Consider the following 16,244-nt stretch of genomic DNA (forward strand, 5'->3'; position numbering starts at 1 on the left):
CGCAGGACGATGAAAAAAACGCCGCTCAGTCCGGCGTCAGGCTGCTTAATTGGTGTTTTTTCAGCATCGCTCGTAGCTGATGATAACTCACGCCCAGCAGTTCTGCAGCCCGGCGCTGGTTAAAAGTTGCCTGCTTCAGGCTTTGTTCCAGCAGATTTTTCTCCTGTTCGTTTTGCCAGCTTCGCAGATCGAGCGGCAGGCCGGGCAGGTGCGCCGGAGCCTCTTGTCTGGCCTGATGGAGCGGGGCAGGTTTATGAGTGAAAGGGTTAAGGATAATGTTGTCCAGCGCCTCATCGCTTGAGCCGTGGCGGTACACCGAGCGCTCAACCACGTTTTTCAGCTCGCGGATATTGCCCGGCCAGCCATAGTTAAGCAGCGTCTCGCAGGCCCTCCCGGTAAAACCAGGGAACAGCGGCAAATTAAGTTCCCGGCACATTTGAATCGCAAAGTGATCGGCCAGCAGCAGGATATCCGATCGCCGCTCGCGCAGCGGCGGGAGCATCACCACGTCAAACGCCAGCCTGTCGAGCAGGTCGGCGCGGAATTTCCCTTGTTCGGCCAGCTCCGGCAAATCGGCATTGGTGGCGCAGACCAGGCGAGTATTCACCTGTAGCGGCTGGCTGCCGCCCACGCGCTCAAGTTCGCCGTATTCCACCACCCGCAGCAGCTTCTCCTGCACCAGCATTGGGGCCGTGGCCAGCTCATCAAGAAACAGCGTGCCGCCTTCAGCTCGTTCAAAACGACCCTGATGGCGCTTCTGCGCGCCGGTAAACGCGCCGGCTTCGTGGCCAAACAGCTCGCTGTCGAGCAGGTTTTCGTTCAGTGCCGCACAGTTGAGGGAGATAAAAGGCCCTTGCCAGCGCTGGGAGAGGAAATGCAGGCGGTTGGCGATGAGTTCCTTCCCGGTGCCGCGTTCGCCGATGACCAGCACCGGTTTATTCAGCGGGGCCAGGCGGGAAACTTGTTCCATGACCTCCAGAAAGCTATTAGCTTCTCCAATGAGGCTGTCCTTGTTTTCAGGCATGGTTAAATTCCCTAATAGTTAGTTAATTTAACCACTATAGCGGCTTTCATGGGATCGTCAAATTTACATTAATTCTTATTAATCAATGAAGTAAAAAGTTGGCACGGATGCTGCAATATCCTGTCAGAGCAGAGTGCCTGGCACCTGAGATAATGACTAAGAGGATTGAATTATGGGTATTTTTTCTCGTTTTGCCGACATCGTGAATGCGAACATCAACTCCCTGCTGGAGAAAGCGGAAGATCCGCAGAAGCTGGTGCGCCTGATGATTCAGGAAATGGAAGACACGCTGGTAGAAGTGCGTTCCACTTCAGCCCGCGCGCTGGCCGAAAAGAAACAGCTGAGCCGCCGCGTGGAGCAAGCTACCGCGCAGCAGGCCGAATGGCAGGAAAAAGCCGAGCTGGCGCTGCGTAAAGAGAAAGAAGATCTGGCTCGTGCCGCGCTGATTGAAAAACAGAAGCTGACCGACCTGATCGTCACGCTGGAAAATGAAGTTGTGCACGTGGATGAAACTCTGGCGCGCATGAAGAAAGAAATCGGCGAGCTGGAAAATAAGCTGAGCGAAACTCGCGCTCGCCAGCAGGCGCTGACCCTGCGTCATCAGGCTGCCTCTTCTTCACGCGATGTTCGCCGCCAGTTGGATAGCGGTAAACTGGATGAAGCGATGGCCCGGTTCGAATCTTTCGAGCGCCGCATCGACCAGATGGAATCCGAGGCGGAAAGCCACGCCTTTGGCAAACAGAAGTCTCTGGACGCGCAGTTTGCCGAGCTAAAAGCCGATGATGAAATCAGCGCCCAGATAGCTGCGCTGAAAGCAAAAATGAACCAGGATCGTCAATAATAATCCAGGCCGCGATGCGCCCGGCGCATCGCGACTCAAGCCTGACCCGTAAGGAGTACACATGACTGCGCTTTTTCTTGCTATCCCGTTGACCATTTTTGTGCTGTTCGTGGCGCCGATTTGGCTGTGGCTTCACTACAGCAATCGTCCTGATGCTGGGCAGCTTTCACAGAGTGAGCAGCAGCGGCTTGCCCAGTTGACCGATGAGGCGCGACAGATGCGGGAGCGCATTCAGTCTCTGGAACAGATCCTTGATGCCGAACACCCGAACTGGAGAAACAACTAATGGTGAATTCATTTTCCGGTCGTAAGCTGTGGCGTATCCCTGAGAAGGGGATGGTAAAAGGAGTTTGCGCGGGTATTGCGCAATACCTTGATGTGCCGGTCAAACTGGTCCGCGCCATTGCAATTTTATCGATATTCTTTGGCCTGTCGTTCTTTGTGCTGGTGGCCTACATCGTGATGACATTTGTGCTGGACCCGATGCCCTACGGCGCAGATGAAAAAGATACGCAACCGACCAACCGCGATCTGCTGAACGCGGTGGATGCGGAACTGGCCGCCGGTGAGCAACGTTTACGCTCGATGGAGCGTTACATTACGTCTGACACTTTCACGCTGCGCAGCCGTTTTCGCCAGCTGTAAAACAACCCTCTCCCTGAGGGAGAGGGGATAAACAGGTTTTCTCCCTCTCCTGGGGGAGAAGGCCGGGGTGAGGGCGCCCAGGCTCAATACCAACCACCCACCGCAATTAACCGCTTTTGGAGAGACAATGACTACATTCCATTCCGTCAGCCAGAAAGCTAAACCAGGCCTGAAACTTGCCGGGAAGCTTGCTTTACTTGCCGCGCTGCGGTTCGGCCCGGCGGGTTTTGCGGCGTGGGCGATCAAATCGGTAGCCCGCCGCCCGCTGAAAATGATACTGGCCGTGGTGCTGGAGCCGTTACTGACCCGCATCCTGCGCAACGTCTCTGACCGTTACGACCGCCGCATGGCAAAATAACCCTCCTCGCGGCGGCGAAATCTTCCGCTTAACGTTTTGATTCTTGGTAATCAGCCCCATTTGATATTATCAATAAAGGTATTTTCTGCAGCGGAAGGCAATCAGGACGCTTATGAACCGACTCAAAAACGAATTTAACGCCCTGGTAAACCGGGGCGTTGATCGTCATTTACGCCTCGCGGTAACCGGGCTGAGCCGCAGCGGTAAAACCGCATTTATCACCGCGATGGTCAACCAGTTGCTGGGCATTCACACCGGCGCACGGCTGCCAATGCTTAGCGCCGCTCGTGAAGAGCGTTTGCTCGGCGTTAAGCGCGTGCCGCAGCGCGATCTGGGCATTCAGCGTTTCACCTATGATGAAGGCATGGCGCAGCTTTTCGGCACGCCACCGGCCTGGCCGACGCCGACTCGTGGCGTAAGCGAAATGCGCCTTGCGTTACGCTACCGCTCCAACGATTCGCTGCTGCGCCACTTCAAAGACACGTCCACGCTTTACCTGGAGATTGTTGATTATCCGGGGGAGTGGCTGCTTGACCTGCCCATGCTGGCGCAGGATTACCTGAGCTGGTCGCGCCAGATGACAGGCCTGCTGCAGGGCCAGCGTGCCGAGTGGTCGGCGGAATGGCGTCACCTTTGCGAGGGTTTAGATCCTCTCGCTCCCGCCGATGAAAACCGCCTGGCGGCGGTTGCCGAAGCGTGGACTGACTACCTGCTGCGCTGCAAGAAAGAAGGGCTGCATTTTATTCAGCCGGGGCGCTTTGTCCTGCCCGGAGATATGGCGGGCGCGCCCGCGCTGCAGTTTTTCCCATGGCCGGATGTGGATGCTTTTGGTGAGTCGAAGCTGGCCCAGGCGGATAAGGGCAGCAACATCGGCATGCTGCGCGCGCGTTTTGATTACTACTGTGAAAAGGTGGTGAAAGGGTTCTATAAGAATCACTTCCTGCGCTTCGACAGACAGATTGTGCTGGTGGATTGCCTGCAGCCGCTCAACAGCGGGCCCCAGGCGTTCAACGATATGCGCCTGGCGTTAACCCAGCTGATGCAAAGCTTCCACTACGGGCAGCGCACGCTGTTCCGTCGCCTGTTTTCCCCGGTGATCGATAAGCTGCTGTTTGCCGCCACCAAAGCCGACCATGTCACGGTAGACCAGCACGCTAACATGGTTTCTCTCCTGCAACAGCTGGTGCAGGACGCCTGGCAAAACGCGGCCTTCGAAGGCATCAGCATGGACTGCATGGGGCTGGCCTCCGTGCAGGCAACGCAAAGCGGCATTGTGGACGTGCAGGGGGAGCAAATCCCGGCGCTGCGCGGCAATCGCCTGAACGACGGTGCGCCGCTGACGGTGTATCCGGGGGAGGTGCCTTCGCGCCTGCCCGGCAATGCTTTCTGGCAAAATCAGGGCTTTCAGTTCGAACAGTTCCGGCCGCAGGTGATGGACGTTGACCGTCCGCTGCCGCACATCAGGCTGGACGCAGCGCTGGAATTCTTAATTGGAGATAAATTGCGATGAGCGATCCTATTAAACCGCGCATCGATTTTGCGCAGCCGCTGGAGGCGGGAAAAGAACAGGACTGGAAAGCGGCACACGCGTTCAGTGAACCGGAAGCGCAAAAGTTTACCCCGGTCACCACCAGCGTTGAAACGCTTGCCGACGAAGAAGGGCAGGCCGAGGCTGTTATTGAAGCTGCTTTAAGACCGAAACGCAGCCTGTGGCGCAAAATGGTGACAGCCGGACTGGCGCTGTTTGGCGTCAGCGTTGTGGCTCAGGGCGTACAGTGGACCCACAACGCTTTTGTGACTCAGGACTGGATCGCCCTTGGCGGCGGCGTTGCCGGGGGGCTTATCGTCGCGGCTGGCGTCGGCTCGATTGCCAGCGAATGGCGGAGGTTGTGGCGTTTGCGCCAGCGTGCCGAAGAGCGTGACGAGGCACGAGAACTGCTCGCCAGTCACAGCACGGGCAGAGGGCGGGCGTTCTGCGAAAAACTGGCCAGCCAGGCCGGGCTGGATAAAGGCCATCCGGCGCTGCAGCGCTGGTATGCCTCGATCCATGAAACCCACAACGACCGGGAAGTCGTGGCGCTTTATGCCCAGCTTGTTCAGCCGGTGCTGGACGCTCAGGCCCGGCGTGAAATTAGCCGTTCTGCTGCCGAATCCACGCTGATGATCGCCGTCAGCCCGCTGGCGCTGGTGGATATGGCTTTTATTGCCTGGCGTAACCTGCGCCTGATCAACCGCATCGCCACGCTGTACGGTATCGAACTGGGCTATTTCAGCCGTATTCGCCTGTTCCGCCTGGTGCTGCTGAATATTGCTTTCGCCGGGGCGAGCGAGCTGGTGCGTGAAGTCGGCATGGACTGGATGTCGCAGGACATTGCTGCCAGACTTTCGGCTCGCGCCGCGCAGGGGATTGGGGCCGGGCTGTTAACTGCCCGCCTGGGCATTAAGGCGATGGAGCTCTGCCGTCCGCTGCCGTGGCTGGAGGATGACAAGCCCCGGCTGGGGGATTTCCGCAAACAGCTTCTGGTTCAGCTGAAAGAGACGCTGGCCTCCGGGAAAAACAAACCTACCAACTGAATTTGTATCATTGACCTGGAGGGCGGCTTCGGCTGCCCTTTGTTGTTTACAGCACACGTATAAATTTCGTGCTTGTTGACCAGTGGTTTGTCTTTTAGTGTCAACATTTCATGACAGGCATCTTCTTGCCAACGGCTAACTGCGTTATTATCCCTGCAACTCTATGAGGTCCTTCAGCCCGGCTGAAGGTCGTATAGGCCGTTTTCCGTAACATAAGGTCACCTGCATGCGTCTGGAAGTCTTTTGTCAGGACCGCCTTGGTCTCACTCGTGAACTGCTCGATCTGTTAGTGCTGCGCGGTATTGATTTGCGCGGTATCGAAATTGACCCGATCGGGCGTATTTACCTTAATTTTTCCTCCCTTGATTTTGAATCTTTCAGCAGCCTGATGGCGGAAATTCGCCGCATCCCTGATGTTACCGACGTGCGTAAAGTACCGTGGATGCCTTCCGAGCGTGAACATCGCGCCCTGAGTGCGCTACTTGAGGCGCTGCCGGAGCCGGTGCTGTCGCTGGATATGCGCAGCAAAGTTGAACTGGCCAACCCGGCAAGCTGCGCGCTGTTCGGGCAGAGCGAAGATCGTCTGCGGAACCATAATGCGGGCACGTTGATCAGCGGGTTTAACTTCACCCGCTGGCTGGAGAGCGAACCGCACGACTCCCACACCGAACATGTTGTGATCCACGGGCAAAACTTCCTGCTGGAGATCACCCCGGTTCATCTGGATGGCGAAGATAATCAGCCGCTGCTGGTGGGCGCGGTGGTGATGCTGCGCTCTACCGTGCGCATGGGGCGCCAGCTGCAAAACCTCTCCAGCAGCGATTTCAGCGCCTTTGACCAGATTGTCGCCGTCAGCCAGAAAATGCGTCATGTGGTTGAGCAGGCGCGCAAACTGTCGCTGTTGAATGCCCCGTTGCTGATTGTGGGCGATACTGGCACGGGCAAAGATCTTCTGGCCAATGCCTGCCACCTGAGCAGCCCGCGAGCGCAAAAACCTTATCTGGCGCTGAACTGCGGCTCTATTCCTGACGACGTGATCGAAAGCGAACTGTTTGGTCACGCGGCCGGGGCTTATGCCAACGCCGTCGAAGGGAAAAAAGGCTTCTTTGAGCAGGCCAACGGTGGCTCTGTGCTGCTGGACGAAATCGGTGAAATGTCGCCGCGTATGCAGACCAAACTGCTGCGCTTCCTGAACGACGGCACGTTCCGTCGCGTCGGCGAAGAGCATGAGGTGCATGTTGATGTCCGCGTGATTTGCGCGACACAAAAAAATCTGGTGGAGCTGGTGCAGAAAGGCGAGTTCCGCGAGGATCTCTATTATCGCCTCAACGTCCTGACCCTGAACCTGCCGCCGCTGCGCGATCGCCCGCAGGACATCATGCCGCTGACGGAGCTGTTTGTGGCGCGCTTTGCCGACGAGCAGGGCGTACCGCGGCCTAAGCTGTCTCACGATTTAAGCAGCGTGCTGACCCGCTACGGCTGGCCGGGTAACGTGCGTCAGCTGAAAAACGCCATTTACCGCGCGCTAACTCAGTTGGAAGGCTACGAGCTGCGCCCTCAGGACATCCTGTTGCCGGACTTCGACTCGGCCAGCCTGGCCGTGGGGGAAGAGGCGATGGAAGGCTCGCTGGACGATATTACCAGCCGTTTTGAGCGTTCCGTGTTAACACAGCTGTACCGCAGTTATCCAAGTACGCGTAAGCTGGCAAAACGGCTGGGTGTTTCCCATACCGCGATCGCCAACAAGCTGCGTGAGTACGGACTGAGCCAGAAGAAGGGCGAAGAGTAAAAACAAAAAACCCCGGAAATCCGGGGTTTTCTTTTCATACAGGTCTGAGGCTTAAGCCTTCAGCACGTCTAGTGCCGCAGCGTAATCCGGCTCGGTGGTGATTTCATTCACCAGCTCGCTGAAGATCACTTCATCGTTTTCATTGATAACCACTACCGCACGTGCGGTCAGGCCTTTCAGCGCGCCTTCGGCAATGCTGACGCCGTAAGTCTGCTGGAACTCAGGGTTACGCAGGGTGGAAAGGGTGACAACGTTGTTCAGGCCTTCAGCGCCGCAGAAACGGGACTGAGCGAACGGCAGGTCGGCAGAAATACACAGCACAACGGTGTTATCCAGCTCGGTAGCCAACTGGTTGAATTTACGCACGGACGCGGCACACACGCCGGTGTCGATGCTTGGGAAAATATTCAGCACTTTACGTTTGCCGGCAAACTGGCTCAGCGCAACGTCAGAAAGATCTTTCGCAACCAGAGAGAAGGCGGCGGCTTTGCTGCCTTTCTGTGGGATCTGACCTGCAACCTTGACCGGGTTGCCCTGGAAATGAACGGTTTGTGACATGTTTAATCTTCCTTTTACATAAAATTAACGCCGGGAACAGTGTATTCCAGGAAATCCGTGATGAACATAAAAAACTGAAAGTACATGCAAAAGCGCGGGCTCGCTATACTCAGGCGATAACCCCAAGGGAGACTGATGATGAGAACAGTGAAAGTTTACCAGGAAGCCTGGCCGCTCCATACGCCATTTGTAATCTCGCGTGGAACCCGCAGCGAGGCGGTTGTTGTGGTGGTGGAAATCGAACAAGGCGGCATAAAAGGCGTCGGCGAATGCACGCCGTATCCACGCTATGGCGAAAGCGATGCTTCGGTGCTGGCCCAGGTCACCACGGTACTTTCACAGCTTGAGCGCGGCATGACGCGCGCTGAATTACAGCAGGCTCTTCCGCCAGGGGCGGCGCGGAACGCCATTGACAGCGCGCTTTGGGACCTGGAAGCCCGCCAGAAACACACCACGATATCGGCCCTGAACGCCGTCGAATTGCCGGAAATGGTGACCACGGCGCAAACCGTTACGATTGCCGCCCCGGAACAAATGGCTGCCTCAGCGGCTTTGCTTTGGCAGAAGGGCGCCCGACTGCTCAAGGTGAAACTGGACGATCGCCTCATCACCGAACGGATGGTGGCTATCAGGGCGGCGGTGCCGGAAGCCATTTTGATTGTGGATGCCAACGAGTCCTGGCGGAGTGATGGCCTGGCCGCCCGCTGCCAGCTGCTGGCCGATCTCAACGTGGCGATGCTGGAACAGCCGCTGCCGGCGGGGGATGATGATGCGCTGGCGAATTTTATTCACCCATTGCCGATTTGCGCCGACGAAAGCTGCCACACCCGCAGCAGCCTGCCAGCGCTTGCCGGGCGCTACGACATGGTGAACGTTAAGCTCGATAAAACCGGGGGCTTAACTGAGGCATTATTGCTGGCTCAGGCCGCGCGAGAACAGGGTTTTGATGTCATGCTCGGCTGTATGCTCTGCACATCTCGCGCCATTGCCGCCGCTTTACCGCTGGCGGCTAAGGTGCGCTTTGCCGATCTCGATGGCCCCACCTGGCTTGCCGTCGACGTGGAGCCCTCGCTGCATTTTGAAACGGGAAAACTTTATCCCTAATGCTTATCTGTGCCAGTGCAAAAGGTCAGTCATCGCCCGCAGGTAGCGCTCGCTGGCCTCATCGGCTGAAATAGGTGGGAATTCAGCCGTAATGCACGGCAGGCCTAAATCGGCACACCAGCTGCCGAACGACCCCGGCGTTTCGTAGCCAACGCTGGTCACCAGCGGGAGCGCAAAGGCTTCAGCCAGCCAGTGCCCCAACGCCGAGCTGTGCGGATCTTCAATACAGCCCAGCGGATCGTGAAAAGAGACTACCCAGGCGGGCTGCAGCTGATGAATAAGCTGGCACAACGCGGTGGTTTCTGGTTCGGAGCCCGGCGTTTGCCCGGTAGAAAGCACCACGTCACGCTTGTCCGCGCTACTGTTCCAACGGTAAACGGTATCGCCAGCTTTCCAGTTGGCCGCCGGGAAGTTGCGGTTCAAATCGACGCCGTGCGCGTTGGCGCGCAGGCCAAGCTGGCAGCCGTCCGGGTTAACCGCCAGCACCACGTGGTGCCGCCTGAACTGCGGCTCAAGCGTTCTTAAGGCGCAGGAAAGCGCCACCATCGCGGCGTTTTCATCCCCGTGAGTACCGGCAATGATAAGCCCGCTGCGTTCTTCCGGTTGAGTGGCGGGGAAATAGAGCAACGGCGCACCTAGTACCGATTTGCCGTAGCGTTCACAGCCCGGCGGCAGGTGGCCGCGCTGGGGGCGAGGGCGGGTCGTGGGCATGATATTCCTCTCACTGAATAAAGCGGCTATTAACGTCATTAATAGCAATGTTTTAGGGAAAACTCACCTTAATCCGCAGATGTGAGCTTTTTCCTGGAATCAAAAGAATAAATTACGCTACAGTAACTTACACCAATCTCCTGAATGCAAAAACACGGAAGGAAAGCGATGAAAAAAAGCCTCAGTTTTAGCTGTTGTGCGTTGGCCGTGGCCGCCATGCTGCAAAGCGCCTGGGCGGCGGATGTTCCTGCGGGAACGAAGCTGGCGAGCAGTCAGGAGTTAGTCAGACATATTAAAGATGAACCTGCGAGCCTGGACCCAATCAAAGCGGTTGGTCTGCCGGAAATTCAGGTTATTCGCGATTTATTTGAAGGCCTGGTTAACCAAAACGAAAAGGGTGAACTGGTGCCGGGTGTTGCCACCAAGTGGCAAAGCAACGACAACCGCATCTGGACGTTTACGCTTCGCGACAACGCCCGCTGGTCCGATGGAACGCCTGTCACCGCGCAGGATTTTGTTTACAGTTGGCAGCGGCTGGTTGACCCTAAAAATACCTCTTCGTTTGCCTGGTTTGCCGCGCTGGCGGGTATCACCAACGCCCAGGCCATTATCGACGGGAAAATGCCGGCTGATAAGCTCGGCGTTACCGCCGTAGATGCTAAAACGCTTCGCGTACAGCTTGATAAACCCGTACCGTTCTTCCCAAGCCTGGCGGCAAACTTTGCCTTCTATCCCACGCCTAAAGCGGTTGTTGAAAAAATGGGTAATGAATGGACGAAACCCGGCAATCTCGTGGGCAACGGCGCATTTACGCTGCAGGACCGCGTGGTGAACGAGAAGCTGGTTGTGGTGCCGAATAAAAATTACTGGGACAACGGGAAAACGGTGCTGACCAAAGTGACCTTTATTCCTATTAACCAGGAGTCGGCGGCCACCAAGCGTTACCTGGCCGGCGATATCGACATCACCGAATCTTTCCCGAAAAATCTCTATCAGAAACTGCTGAAGGACATTCCGGGGCAGGTTTACACGCCGCCGCAGCTTGGCACTTACTATTATGCGTTTAACACGCAAAAAGGACCGACGGCGGATGCTCGTGTTCGTCTCGCCCTGAGTATGACCATCGACCGCCGCCTGATGGCTGAAAAAGTGTTGGGCACGGGAGAGAAACCGGCCTGGCGCTTTACGCCTGACGTTACCGCGGGCTTTAAGCCAGACCGCTCTCCGTTCGAAGACATGAGCCAGCAGGAGCTGAACGCCCAGGCGAAAATGCTGCTGCGTGCCGCCGGCTATGGCGATGCCAAACCGCTTAAACTGACGCTGCTGTACAACACTTCTGAAAACCACCAGAAGATAGCGATTGCCGTTGCGTCGATGTGGAAGAAAAATCTGGGCGTTGACGTGAAGCTGCAAAATCAGGAGTGGAAAACCTACATCGATAGCCGCAACACCGGCAATTTCGACGTCATTCGTGCGTCATGGGTCGGGGATTACAATGAACCTTCTACTTTCCTGTCGCTGCTAACGTCCACCCACAGCGGGAATATTTCACGCTTCAATTCCCCGGAATACGACAAGCTGCTGTCCCAGGCCGCGCAGGAAACTACCGACAAAGCGCGGAATGCGGATTACAACGCCGCCGAAAAAGTCATTCAGGAAAAAGCGCCTATCGCGCCAATCTACCAGTACACCAACGGTCGCCTGATCAAACCGTGGCTGAAGGGCTACCCGATCAACAACCCGGAAGACGTGGCCTACAGCCGCACGATGTATATTATCAAACACTAAGTATGGCTAAAGTTTAGCCAGAAAAAGTGCTATGATCGTCACCTCAGGCATAGCGATTGCGGAGGTGACGAGATGGCATCAGGTTGGGCCAATGACGGCGCCGTTCAGGAGCAAATCGACAGTACCGTGGACGACGCCGTGGCCAGAGCGCGCAGCGAGCTACCGAAGGGCGAAAGCCTCGAATACTGCGAAGAATGCGGCGAATGCATTCCGGAAGCACGGCGCAAAGCGATTCAGGGCGTGCGGTTGTGTATTCGCTGCCAGCAGGCGGAAGATGCGCGCCGGGCCACATTCTCAGGCTATAACCGCCGTGGCTCGAAAGACAGCCAGTTACGCTAGTAAGAACCGGGCCATCGCCCGGTTTTTTTATGTCTCTGGTTAAGCTTTATTTACTCTTTTCTCTGCAAATTCAGCGCGTTTGATAACCTCAGGTGGTTGCCTTCGTTTCAGAGATGGCTAGACTGACAGAAAGAACTGATTCAGCTTGAGGATTGCGCAGTGGATGTAATTAAAGGCAGCGAGCTGCACGTGCCGGACGCGGTGTTTGCCTGGCAACTGGATGGCAGGGGCGGCGTCAGGCCTCTCGACAACAATGAAATTATCGACAGCGAGCATCCCTGCTGGCTACACCTGAATTACACCAACGCCGACAGCGCCGACTGGCTGGCCAACACGCCGCTGTTGCCGAACTATGTCAGGGAGGCGTTAGCCGGTGAAAGCATGCGTCCCCGCGTTTCTCGCGTGGGTGACGGCACGCTAATCACTCTGCGTTGCATCAACGGCAATACCGATGAACGCCCGGACCAGCTGGTAGCCGTGCGGCTCTACATTGACGAACGGCTGATTGTCTCAACCCGCAGGCGGCAGGTTCTTGCGCTGGATGATGTGGTGAACGACCTGAATGAAGGCACCGGCCCAACCGACTGCGGCAGCTGGCTGGTGGATGCCTGCGATGCGCTGACCGACCACGCCAGCGAATTTATCGAGCAAATGCACGATAAAATCATCGACCTTGAAGACAATTTGCTCGACCAGCAGGTGCCGCCTCGTGGGGCGCTGGCGTTGTTGCGTAAACAGCTGATTGTCATGCGGCGCTATATGTCTCCGCAGCGTGACGTCTATGCGCGCCTCGCCAGCGAGCGGCTAAGCTGGATGAACGACGACCAGCGCCGCCGCATGCAGGATATTGCCGACAGGCTGGGCAGGGGGCTGGATGAAATCGACGCCTGCATCGCCCGCACCGGCGTGATGACCGATGAAATCTCCCAGGTTATGCAGGAATCCTTAAACCGCAGAACCTACACCATGTCGCTGATGGCGATGGTATTTTTACCCAGCACGTTTTTAACCGGGCTGTTTGGCGTGAACCTCGGCGGTATTCCCGGCGGAGGCTGGGCCTTCGGCTTTGCGCTGTTCTGCATCATGTTGGTGGTTATGATTGGTGGTGTTGCCTGGTGGTTACATCGCAGTAAATGGCTGTAAAGTTGCGGGATTTGGAACGAGTTTGTGGGCGAAAACGGCGCTGTTATTGAGCAAAATCAAGAAACCGAAAGCCTTGCCGCGGCAAACTCTCTCTTGCAGGTGAATGCAACGTCAAGCGATGGGCGTTGCGCTCCATATTGTCTTACTTCCTTTTTTAGAATTACTGCATAGCACAATTGATTCATACCATGCCGACTTTCAAAGTCGGCTTTTTTTTGCCTGCAATTTGTGGACTATGCTTTAAAGGGCGATTCACCCACCCAGGAGATGACGATGCTGTATCGCAACAGCCTGATGATGAGCGACCCGGCTTTCCCCACCGAACCCGTGCCGGTACCCGACCCGCTTCCGCGGCCACAGCCCATACCCGATCCGCCGACCGACCCGGATCCAAGGCCGATAATCGACCCACCGACACACCATTGAAGTTTTCCCTCTCCGGGCGGAGAGGGAATGGGGATTATTTAATTTCCAGAATATCCAGGCGCTGCAGCGGGGCGTCAACGCTGTCTTCTTCCGGCTGCCAGCCGACGGGCTGCATAGGGATCTCTTCGCGATCGAACGCCAGGTCGCCCCCGTTCACCACTTCTGCACCGTGGGTAATGCCTGCAAAATCAAACAGCTCGGTATCGCAGAGATGTGATGGCACCACGTTCTGCATCGCGCTGAACATCGTCTCAATGCGGCCCGGATAGCGTTTATCCCAGTCGCGCAGCATGTCGGCAATCACCTGGCGCTGCAGGTTTGGCTGCGAGCCGCACAGGTTGCACGGAATAATTGGGTATTCGCGGGCGATGGCAAAACGCTCAATGTCTTTCTCGCGGCAGTAGGCCAGCGGGCGGATAACAATATGTTTTCCGTCGTCGCTCATCAGCTTCGGTGGCATGCCCTTCATCTTGCCGCCATAGAACATGTTCAGGAACAGCGTTTGCAGAATATCGTCGCGATGGTGGCCCAGGGCGATTTTGGTACAGCCCAGCTCGGTGGCGGTGCGGTAAAGAATGCCGCGACGCAGGCGCGAACACAGAGAACAGGTGGTTTTGCCTTCCGGGATCTTTTCTTTCACGATGCCGTAGGTGTTCTCTTCCACAATCTTGTATTCAACGCCGATGCTTTCCAGGTAGGCAGGCAGCACGTGCTCAGGGAACCCCGGCTGTTTCTGGTCGAGATTTACCGCCACGAGACTAAAGCTGATTGGCGCGCTTTGCTGCAGGTTACGCAGGATTTCCAGCATGGTGTAGCTGTCTTTGCCGCCGGAAAGGCAAACCATAATGCGGTCGCCGTCTTCAATCATGTTGTAATCGGCAATCGCTTCACCCACGTTACGGCGCAGGCGTTTTTGTAACTTGTTCAGGTTGTACTGTTCTTTTTTTGTAGCTTCTTGATTCAATTGCATTATTTACTGTCTCTGAAACCAAAAGGGGCATATAAGGGGCAAACTTTTTCAAAGCGCCAGCTTACTGTGAAGCCTATTCACCTGGTTGCCGCTCAGTTCTTCAATCCATGCAGCATAGACTTCATAAACCATCTGCGCGTTTTCATGCCCCATCTGATTTGCAATAAATGAGGGGTTCGCACCTGCAGATAACAGCCAGCATGCGTAAGTGTGGCGTGTATGGTACGGATTCCGGCGGCGAATTCCAGCACGTTTTACAGCTGCGCCCCGACGGTCACCAATGCTCGACACGTTGTCATACGGTTTTTGTTCGTCTTTATGTAAGTACACCCGTTTTAGTTCCACGCACTTTTTGAGATTTCCGGGTTTTTGACCCTGGCCCAAAATCAATGCAGTGCTAAATCAGGTTGTATTGTTCTTTTTGAGTGGCCATGAAAGTCTCTGGCTCTGAATCCAACACGCACGGCGTGTCATGCCGGCGCGTAGGGTACGGATTGCGGCGGCGAATGCCAGCAGGATTTACGGTCACGCCACGTCCATCGACTATGCTTTACCAGGTTACCGAACATTCATAGCAACAAGGAGTGAGGTTTATGACATTCGTAAAGACGAAAGATGGCGTCAATATCTTTTATAAAGACTGGGGGCCGAAAACGGCACAACCGATTGTTTTTCATCACGGCTGGCCGCTCAGCGCCGATGACTGGGATAACCAGATGCTGTTTTTCTTAGGCGAAGGCTTCCGGGTTATCGCGTTCGACAGACGCGGGCATGGCCGTTCTGACCAGGTCAGCGATGGGCACGATATGGATCATTATGCGGCAGATGCCTCGGCGGTGGTGGAACATCTGGATCTTAAAAATGCCGTGCACGTCGGCCACTCAACCGGCGGTGGGCAAGTGGCTCGCTATGTCGCCCAATACGGGCAGCCTCAGGGGCGCGTTGCGAAAGCCGTTTTAGTCAGTGCCGTGCCGCCGCTGATGGTGAAAACGGCGAGTAATCCGGGCGGAACGCCGCTCGAGGTGTTTGACGGCTTCCGTAAGGCGCTGGCGGCAAATCGTGCGCAGTTTTACCTTGATGTTGCCTCAGGCCCGTTCTACGGCTTTAACCGCCAGGGCGCCGATGTTTCTGAGGGGAGTGTTCGGAACTGGTGGCGGCAGGGCATGGCCGGCAGCGCGAAGGCCCACTATGAAGGGATCAAAGCGTTTTCAGAAACCGACCAGACCGACGATCTGAAAGCCATCACCGTGCCGGTTCTGGTTCTGCAGGGCGATGACGACCAGGTTGTGCCGTACAAAAATGCGGCTATTCTGCAGGATAAACTGCTCAGCAATAGCACGCTGCACATCTACCCCGGCTATCCTCACGGGATGCATACCACGCATGCCGATACCATCAATGCGGATATCCTGAAATTTATCCGCAGCTGATAGCGCTGTTATCAGGGGGAGGCCGAAAGCTTCCCCTTCTTATTTCCCCGCTTATGCCTCGGATGCCAAAGATGACAAGGCCGCCATCGCCGACTCGGTATCTTTATGGGCCACGAAAATATGGTCGTGATAATACCCAGCCACCACGTTACAGCTGATACCTTTTTTCGCCAGCGCGCGTGAAAATGCGGCGGTAAGGCCAACGGCGGCGAGGGATGAGTGAATCTTCAGGGTGATCCAACTGGCGACGTAGTCATAGCTTACGGCATGTTTATCCGCCAGATCCTGAGGCAGGACCAGCGTGAAGCCTTCAGCCTCGCGGACGGTCACAATGGCGGCATCTTTTAATTCCGCAGAAAATGAGGCTAAAGTGCAAAAAACATATTTACCCGGGTTAAGCTCCGGGGCAGCATTACTCAGTAGTATTGCCAGGTTATTCTCGCCAGCCATTTATCCGTCTCCTTTTCATTGAGTGAGGACGAATTAAATAGCGTTTGAGTGATAAATAAAAATTAAAAAATATGCTGTTGCATTAGGTGCGCTA

Annotated in this window: 17 protein-coding genes and 2 pseudogenes; 13 read left to right on the top strand and 6 right to left on the bottom strand. The window is 56.0% G+C overall.

The annotated features are described in order from the left end of the window. Window positions 1-25 precede the first annotated feature (25 nt). Window positions 26-1,024 carry a phage shock protein operon transcriptional activator gene (pspF, locus tag WFN87_RS07115; protein ID WP_008461352.1) on the bottom strand — a complete coding sequence of 333 codons (999 nt, stop codon included), beginning with the start codon at window positions 1,022-1,024 and terminating at the stop codon, window positions 26-28. A gap of 172 nt (window positions 1,025-1,196) precedes the next feature. Here pspF and pspA point away from each other — a divergent pair, with 172 nt between their 5' ends. From pspA to tyrR, 7 genes are all read left to right on the top strand, one after another. Further along, window positions 1,197-1,865, top strand: a complete 669-nt coding sequence (gene pspA / locus WFN87_RS07120; RefSeq protein ID WP_008461354.1) for a phage shock protein PspA — start codon at window positions 1,197-1,199, stop codon at window positions 1,863-1,865. Window positions 1,866-1,926: 61 nt separating this feature from the next. Next, window positions 1,927-2,151 (top strand): envelope stress response membrane protein PspB, encoded by a 225-nt coding sequence (pspB, locus tag WFN87_RS07125; protein ID WP_008461355.1) that lies wholly within the window; start codon window positions 1,927-1,929, stop codon window positions 2,149-2,151. Beyond that, window positions 2,151-2,510: an envelope stress response membrane protein PspC gene (pspC, locus tag WFN87_RS07130; protein ID WP_039303566.1), complete on the top strand. Its 360-nt coding sequence runs from the start codon at window positions 2,151-2,153 to the stop codon at window positions 2,508-2,510. The genes pspB and pspC overlap by 1 nt, the downstream gene beginning before the upstream one ends. Before the next feature lie 127 nt (window positions 2,511-2,637). Further along, window positions 2,638-2,868: a phage shock protein PspD gene (gene pspD, locus WFN87_RS07135; protein ID WP_008461357.1), complete on the top strand. Its 231-nt coding sequence runs from the start codon at window positions 2,638-2,640 to the stop codon at window positions 2,866-2,868. A gap of 112 nt (window positions 2,869-2,980) precedes the next feature. Beyond that, entirely contained in the window at window positions 2,981-4,378 is a 1,398-nt protein-coding gene (locus tag WFN87_RS07140) for a YcjX family protein (protein WP_008461358.1), read from the top strand. After that, window positions 4,375-5,442 carry a YcjF family protein gene (locus tag WFN87_RS07145; RefSeq protein ID WP_336982303.1) on the top strand — a complete coding sequence of 356 codons (1,068 nt, stop codon included), beginning with the start codon at window positions 4,375-4,377 and terminating at the stop codon, window positions 5,440-5,442. The genes WFN87_RS07140 and WFN87_RS07145 overlap by 4 nt, the downstream gene beginning before the upstream one ends. Window positions 5,443-5,668: 226 nt before the next feature. Continuing rightward, complete coding sequence (tyrR, locus tag WFN87_RS07150; protein WP_008461360.1) at window positions 5,669-7,231, top strand: transcriptional regulator TyrR; 1,563 nt, start codon at window positions 5,669-5,671, stop codon at window positions 7,229-7,231. A 51-nt stretch (window positions 7,232-7,282) separates the two neighbouring features. Here tyrR and tpx read toward each other — a convergent pair whose 3' ends face one another. Then, a complete protein-coding gene (tpx, locus tag WFN87_RS07155) occupies window positions 7,283-7,789 on the bottom strand; it encodes a thiol peroxidase (protein ID WP_008461361.1) in 507 nt (168 codons plus the stop codon). Window positions 7,790-7,927: 138 nt separating this feature from the next. Between tpx and ycjG the strand changes: the two genes are divergently transcribed. Next, on the top strand, window positions 7,928-8,893 hold the full coding sequence (gene ycjG / locus WFN87_RS07160) for an L-Ala-D/L-Glu epimerase (protein WP_166992956.1): 966 nt from the start codon (window positions 7,928-7,930) through the stop codon (window positions 8,891-8,893). A gap of 3 nt (window positions 8,894-8,896) precedes the next feature. Here ycjG and mpaA read toward each other — a convergent pair whose 3' ends face one another. Then, entirely contained in the window at window positions 8,897-9,604 is a 708-nt protein-coding gene (gene mpaA / locus WFN87_RS07165) for a murein tripeptide amidase MpaA (RefSeq protein WP_336982302.1), read from the bottom strand. Between the two features lie 168 nt (window positions 9,605-9,772). Between mpaA and WFN87_RS07170 the strand changes: the two genes are divergently transcribed. From WFN87_RS07170 to ynaL, 4 genes and pseudogenes are all read left to right on the top strand, one after another. Continuing rightward, entirely contained in the window at window positions 9,773-11,392 is a 1,620-nt protein-coding gene (locus WFN87_RS07170) for a peptide ABC transporter substrate-binding protein (RefSeq protein ID WP_336982301.1), read from the top strand. Window positions 11,393-11,464: 72 nt separating this feature from the next. After that, complete coding sequence (locus tag WFN87_RS07175) at window positions 11,465-11,731, top strand: DksA/TraR family C4-type zinc finger protein (RefSeq protein WP_008461366.1); 267 nt, start codon at window positions 11,465-11,467, stop codon at window positions 11,729-11,731. Window positions 11,732-11,890: 159 nt separating this feature from the next. After that, window positions 11,891-12,874: a zinc transporter ZntB gene (gene zntB, locus WFN87_RS07180; protein WP_008461367.1), complete on the top strand. Its 984-nt coding sequence runs from the start codon at window positions 11,891-11,893 to the stop codon at window positions 12,872-12,874. Window positions 12,875-13,141: 267 nt separating this feature from the next. Then, a pseudogene (ynaL, locus tag WFN87_RS24145) lies at window positions 13,142-13,267 on the top strand (proline-rich small protein YnaL); the annotation flags it as partial. Between the two features lie 67 nt (window positions 13,268-13,334). Here the strand turns inward: ynaL and ttcA are convergent. Both ttcA and WFN87_RS07190 read right to left on the bottom strand, forming a co-directional pair. Continuing rightward, on the bottom strand, window positions 13,335-14,270 hold the full coding sequence (gene ttcA, locus WFN87_RS07185; RefSeq protein WP_336982300.1) for a tRNA 2-thiocytidine(32) synthetase TtcA: 936 nt from the start codon (window positions 14,268-14,270) through the stop codon (window positions 13,335-13,337). Between the two features lie 48 nt (window positions 14,271-14,318). Continuing rightward, a pseudogene (locus WFN87_RS07190) lies at window positions 14,319-14,582 on the bottom strand (tyrosine-type recombinase/integrase); the annotation flags it as partial. 281 nt (window positions 14,583-14,863) lie between these two features. Here WFN87_RS07190 and WFN87_RS07195 point away from each other — a divergent pair. After that, on the top strand, window positions 14,864-15,700 hold the full coding sequence (locus WFN87_RS07195; RefSeq protein ID WP_008461370.1) for an alpha/beta fold hydrolase: 837 nt from the start codon (window positions 14,864-14,866) through the stop codon (window positions 15,698-15,700). A 51-nt stretch (window positions 15,701-15,751) separates the two neighbouring features. Here the strand turns inward: WFN87_RS07195 and WFN87_RS07200 are convergent, their stop codons facing one another. Continuing rightward, window positions 15,752-16,150, bottom strand: coding sequence for an ACT domain-containing protein (locus WFN87_RS07200; protein ID WP_336982299.1), 399 nt, complete (start codon window positions 16,148-16,150; stop codon window positions 15,752-15,754). Window positions 16,151-16,244: the final 94 nt, after the last annotated feature.

Source organism: Cedecea sp. AS113 (assembly GCF_037152415.1).
Lineage (GTDB): Bacteria > Pseudomonadota > Gammaproteobacteria > Enterobacterales > Enterobacteriaceae > Cedecea.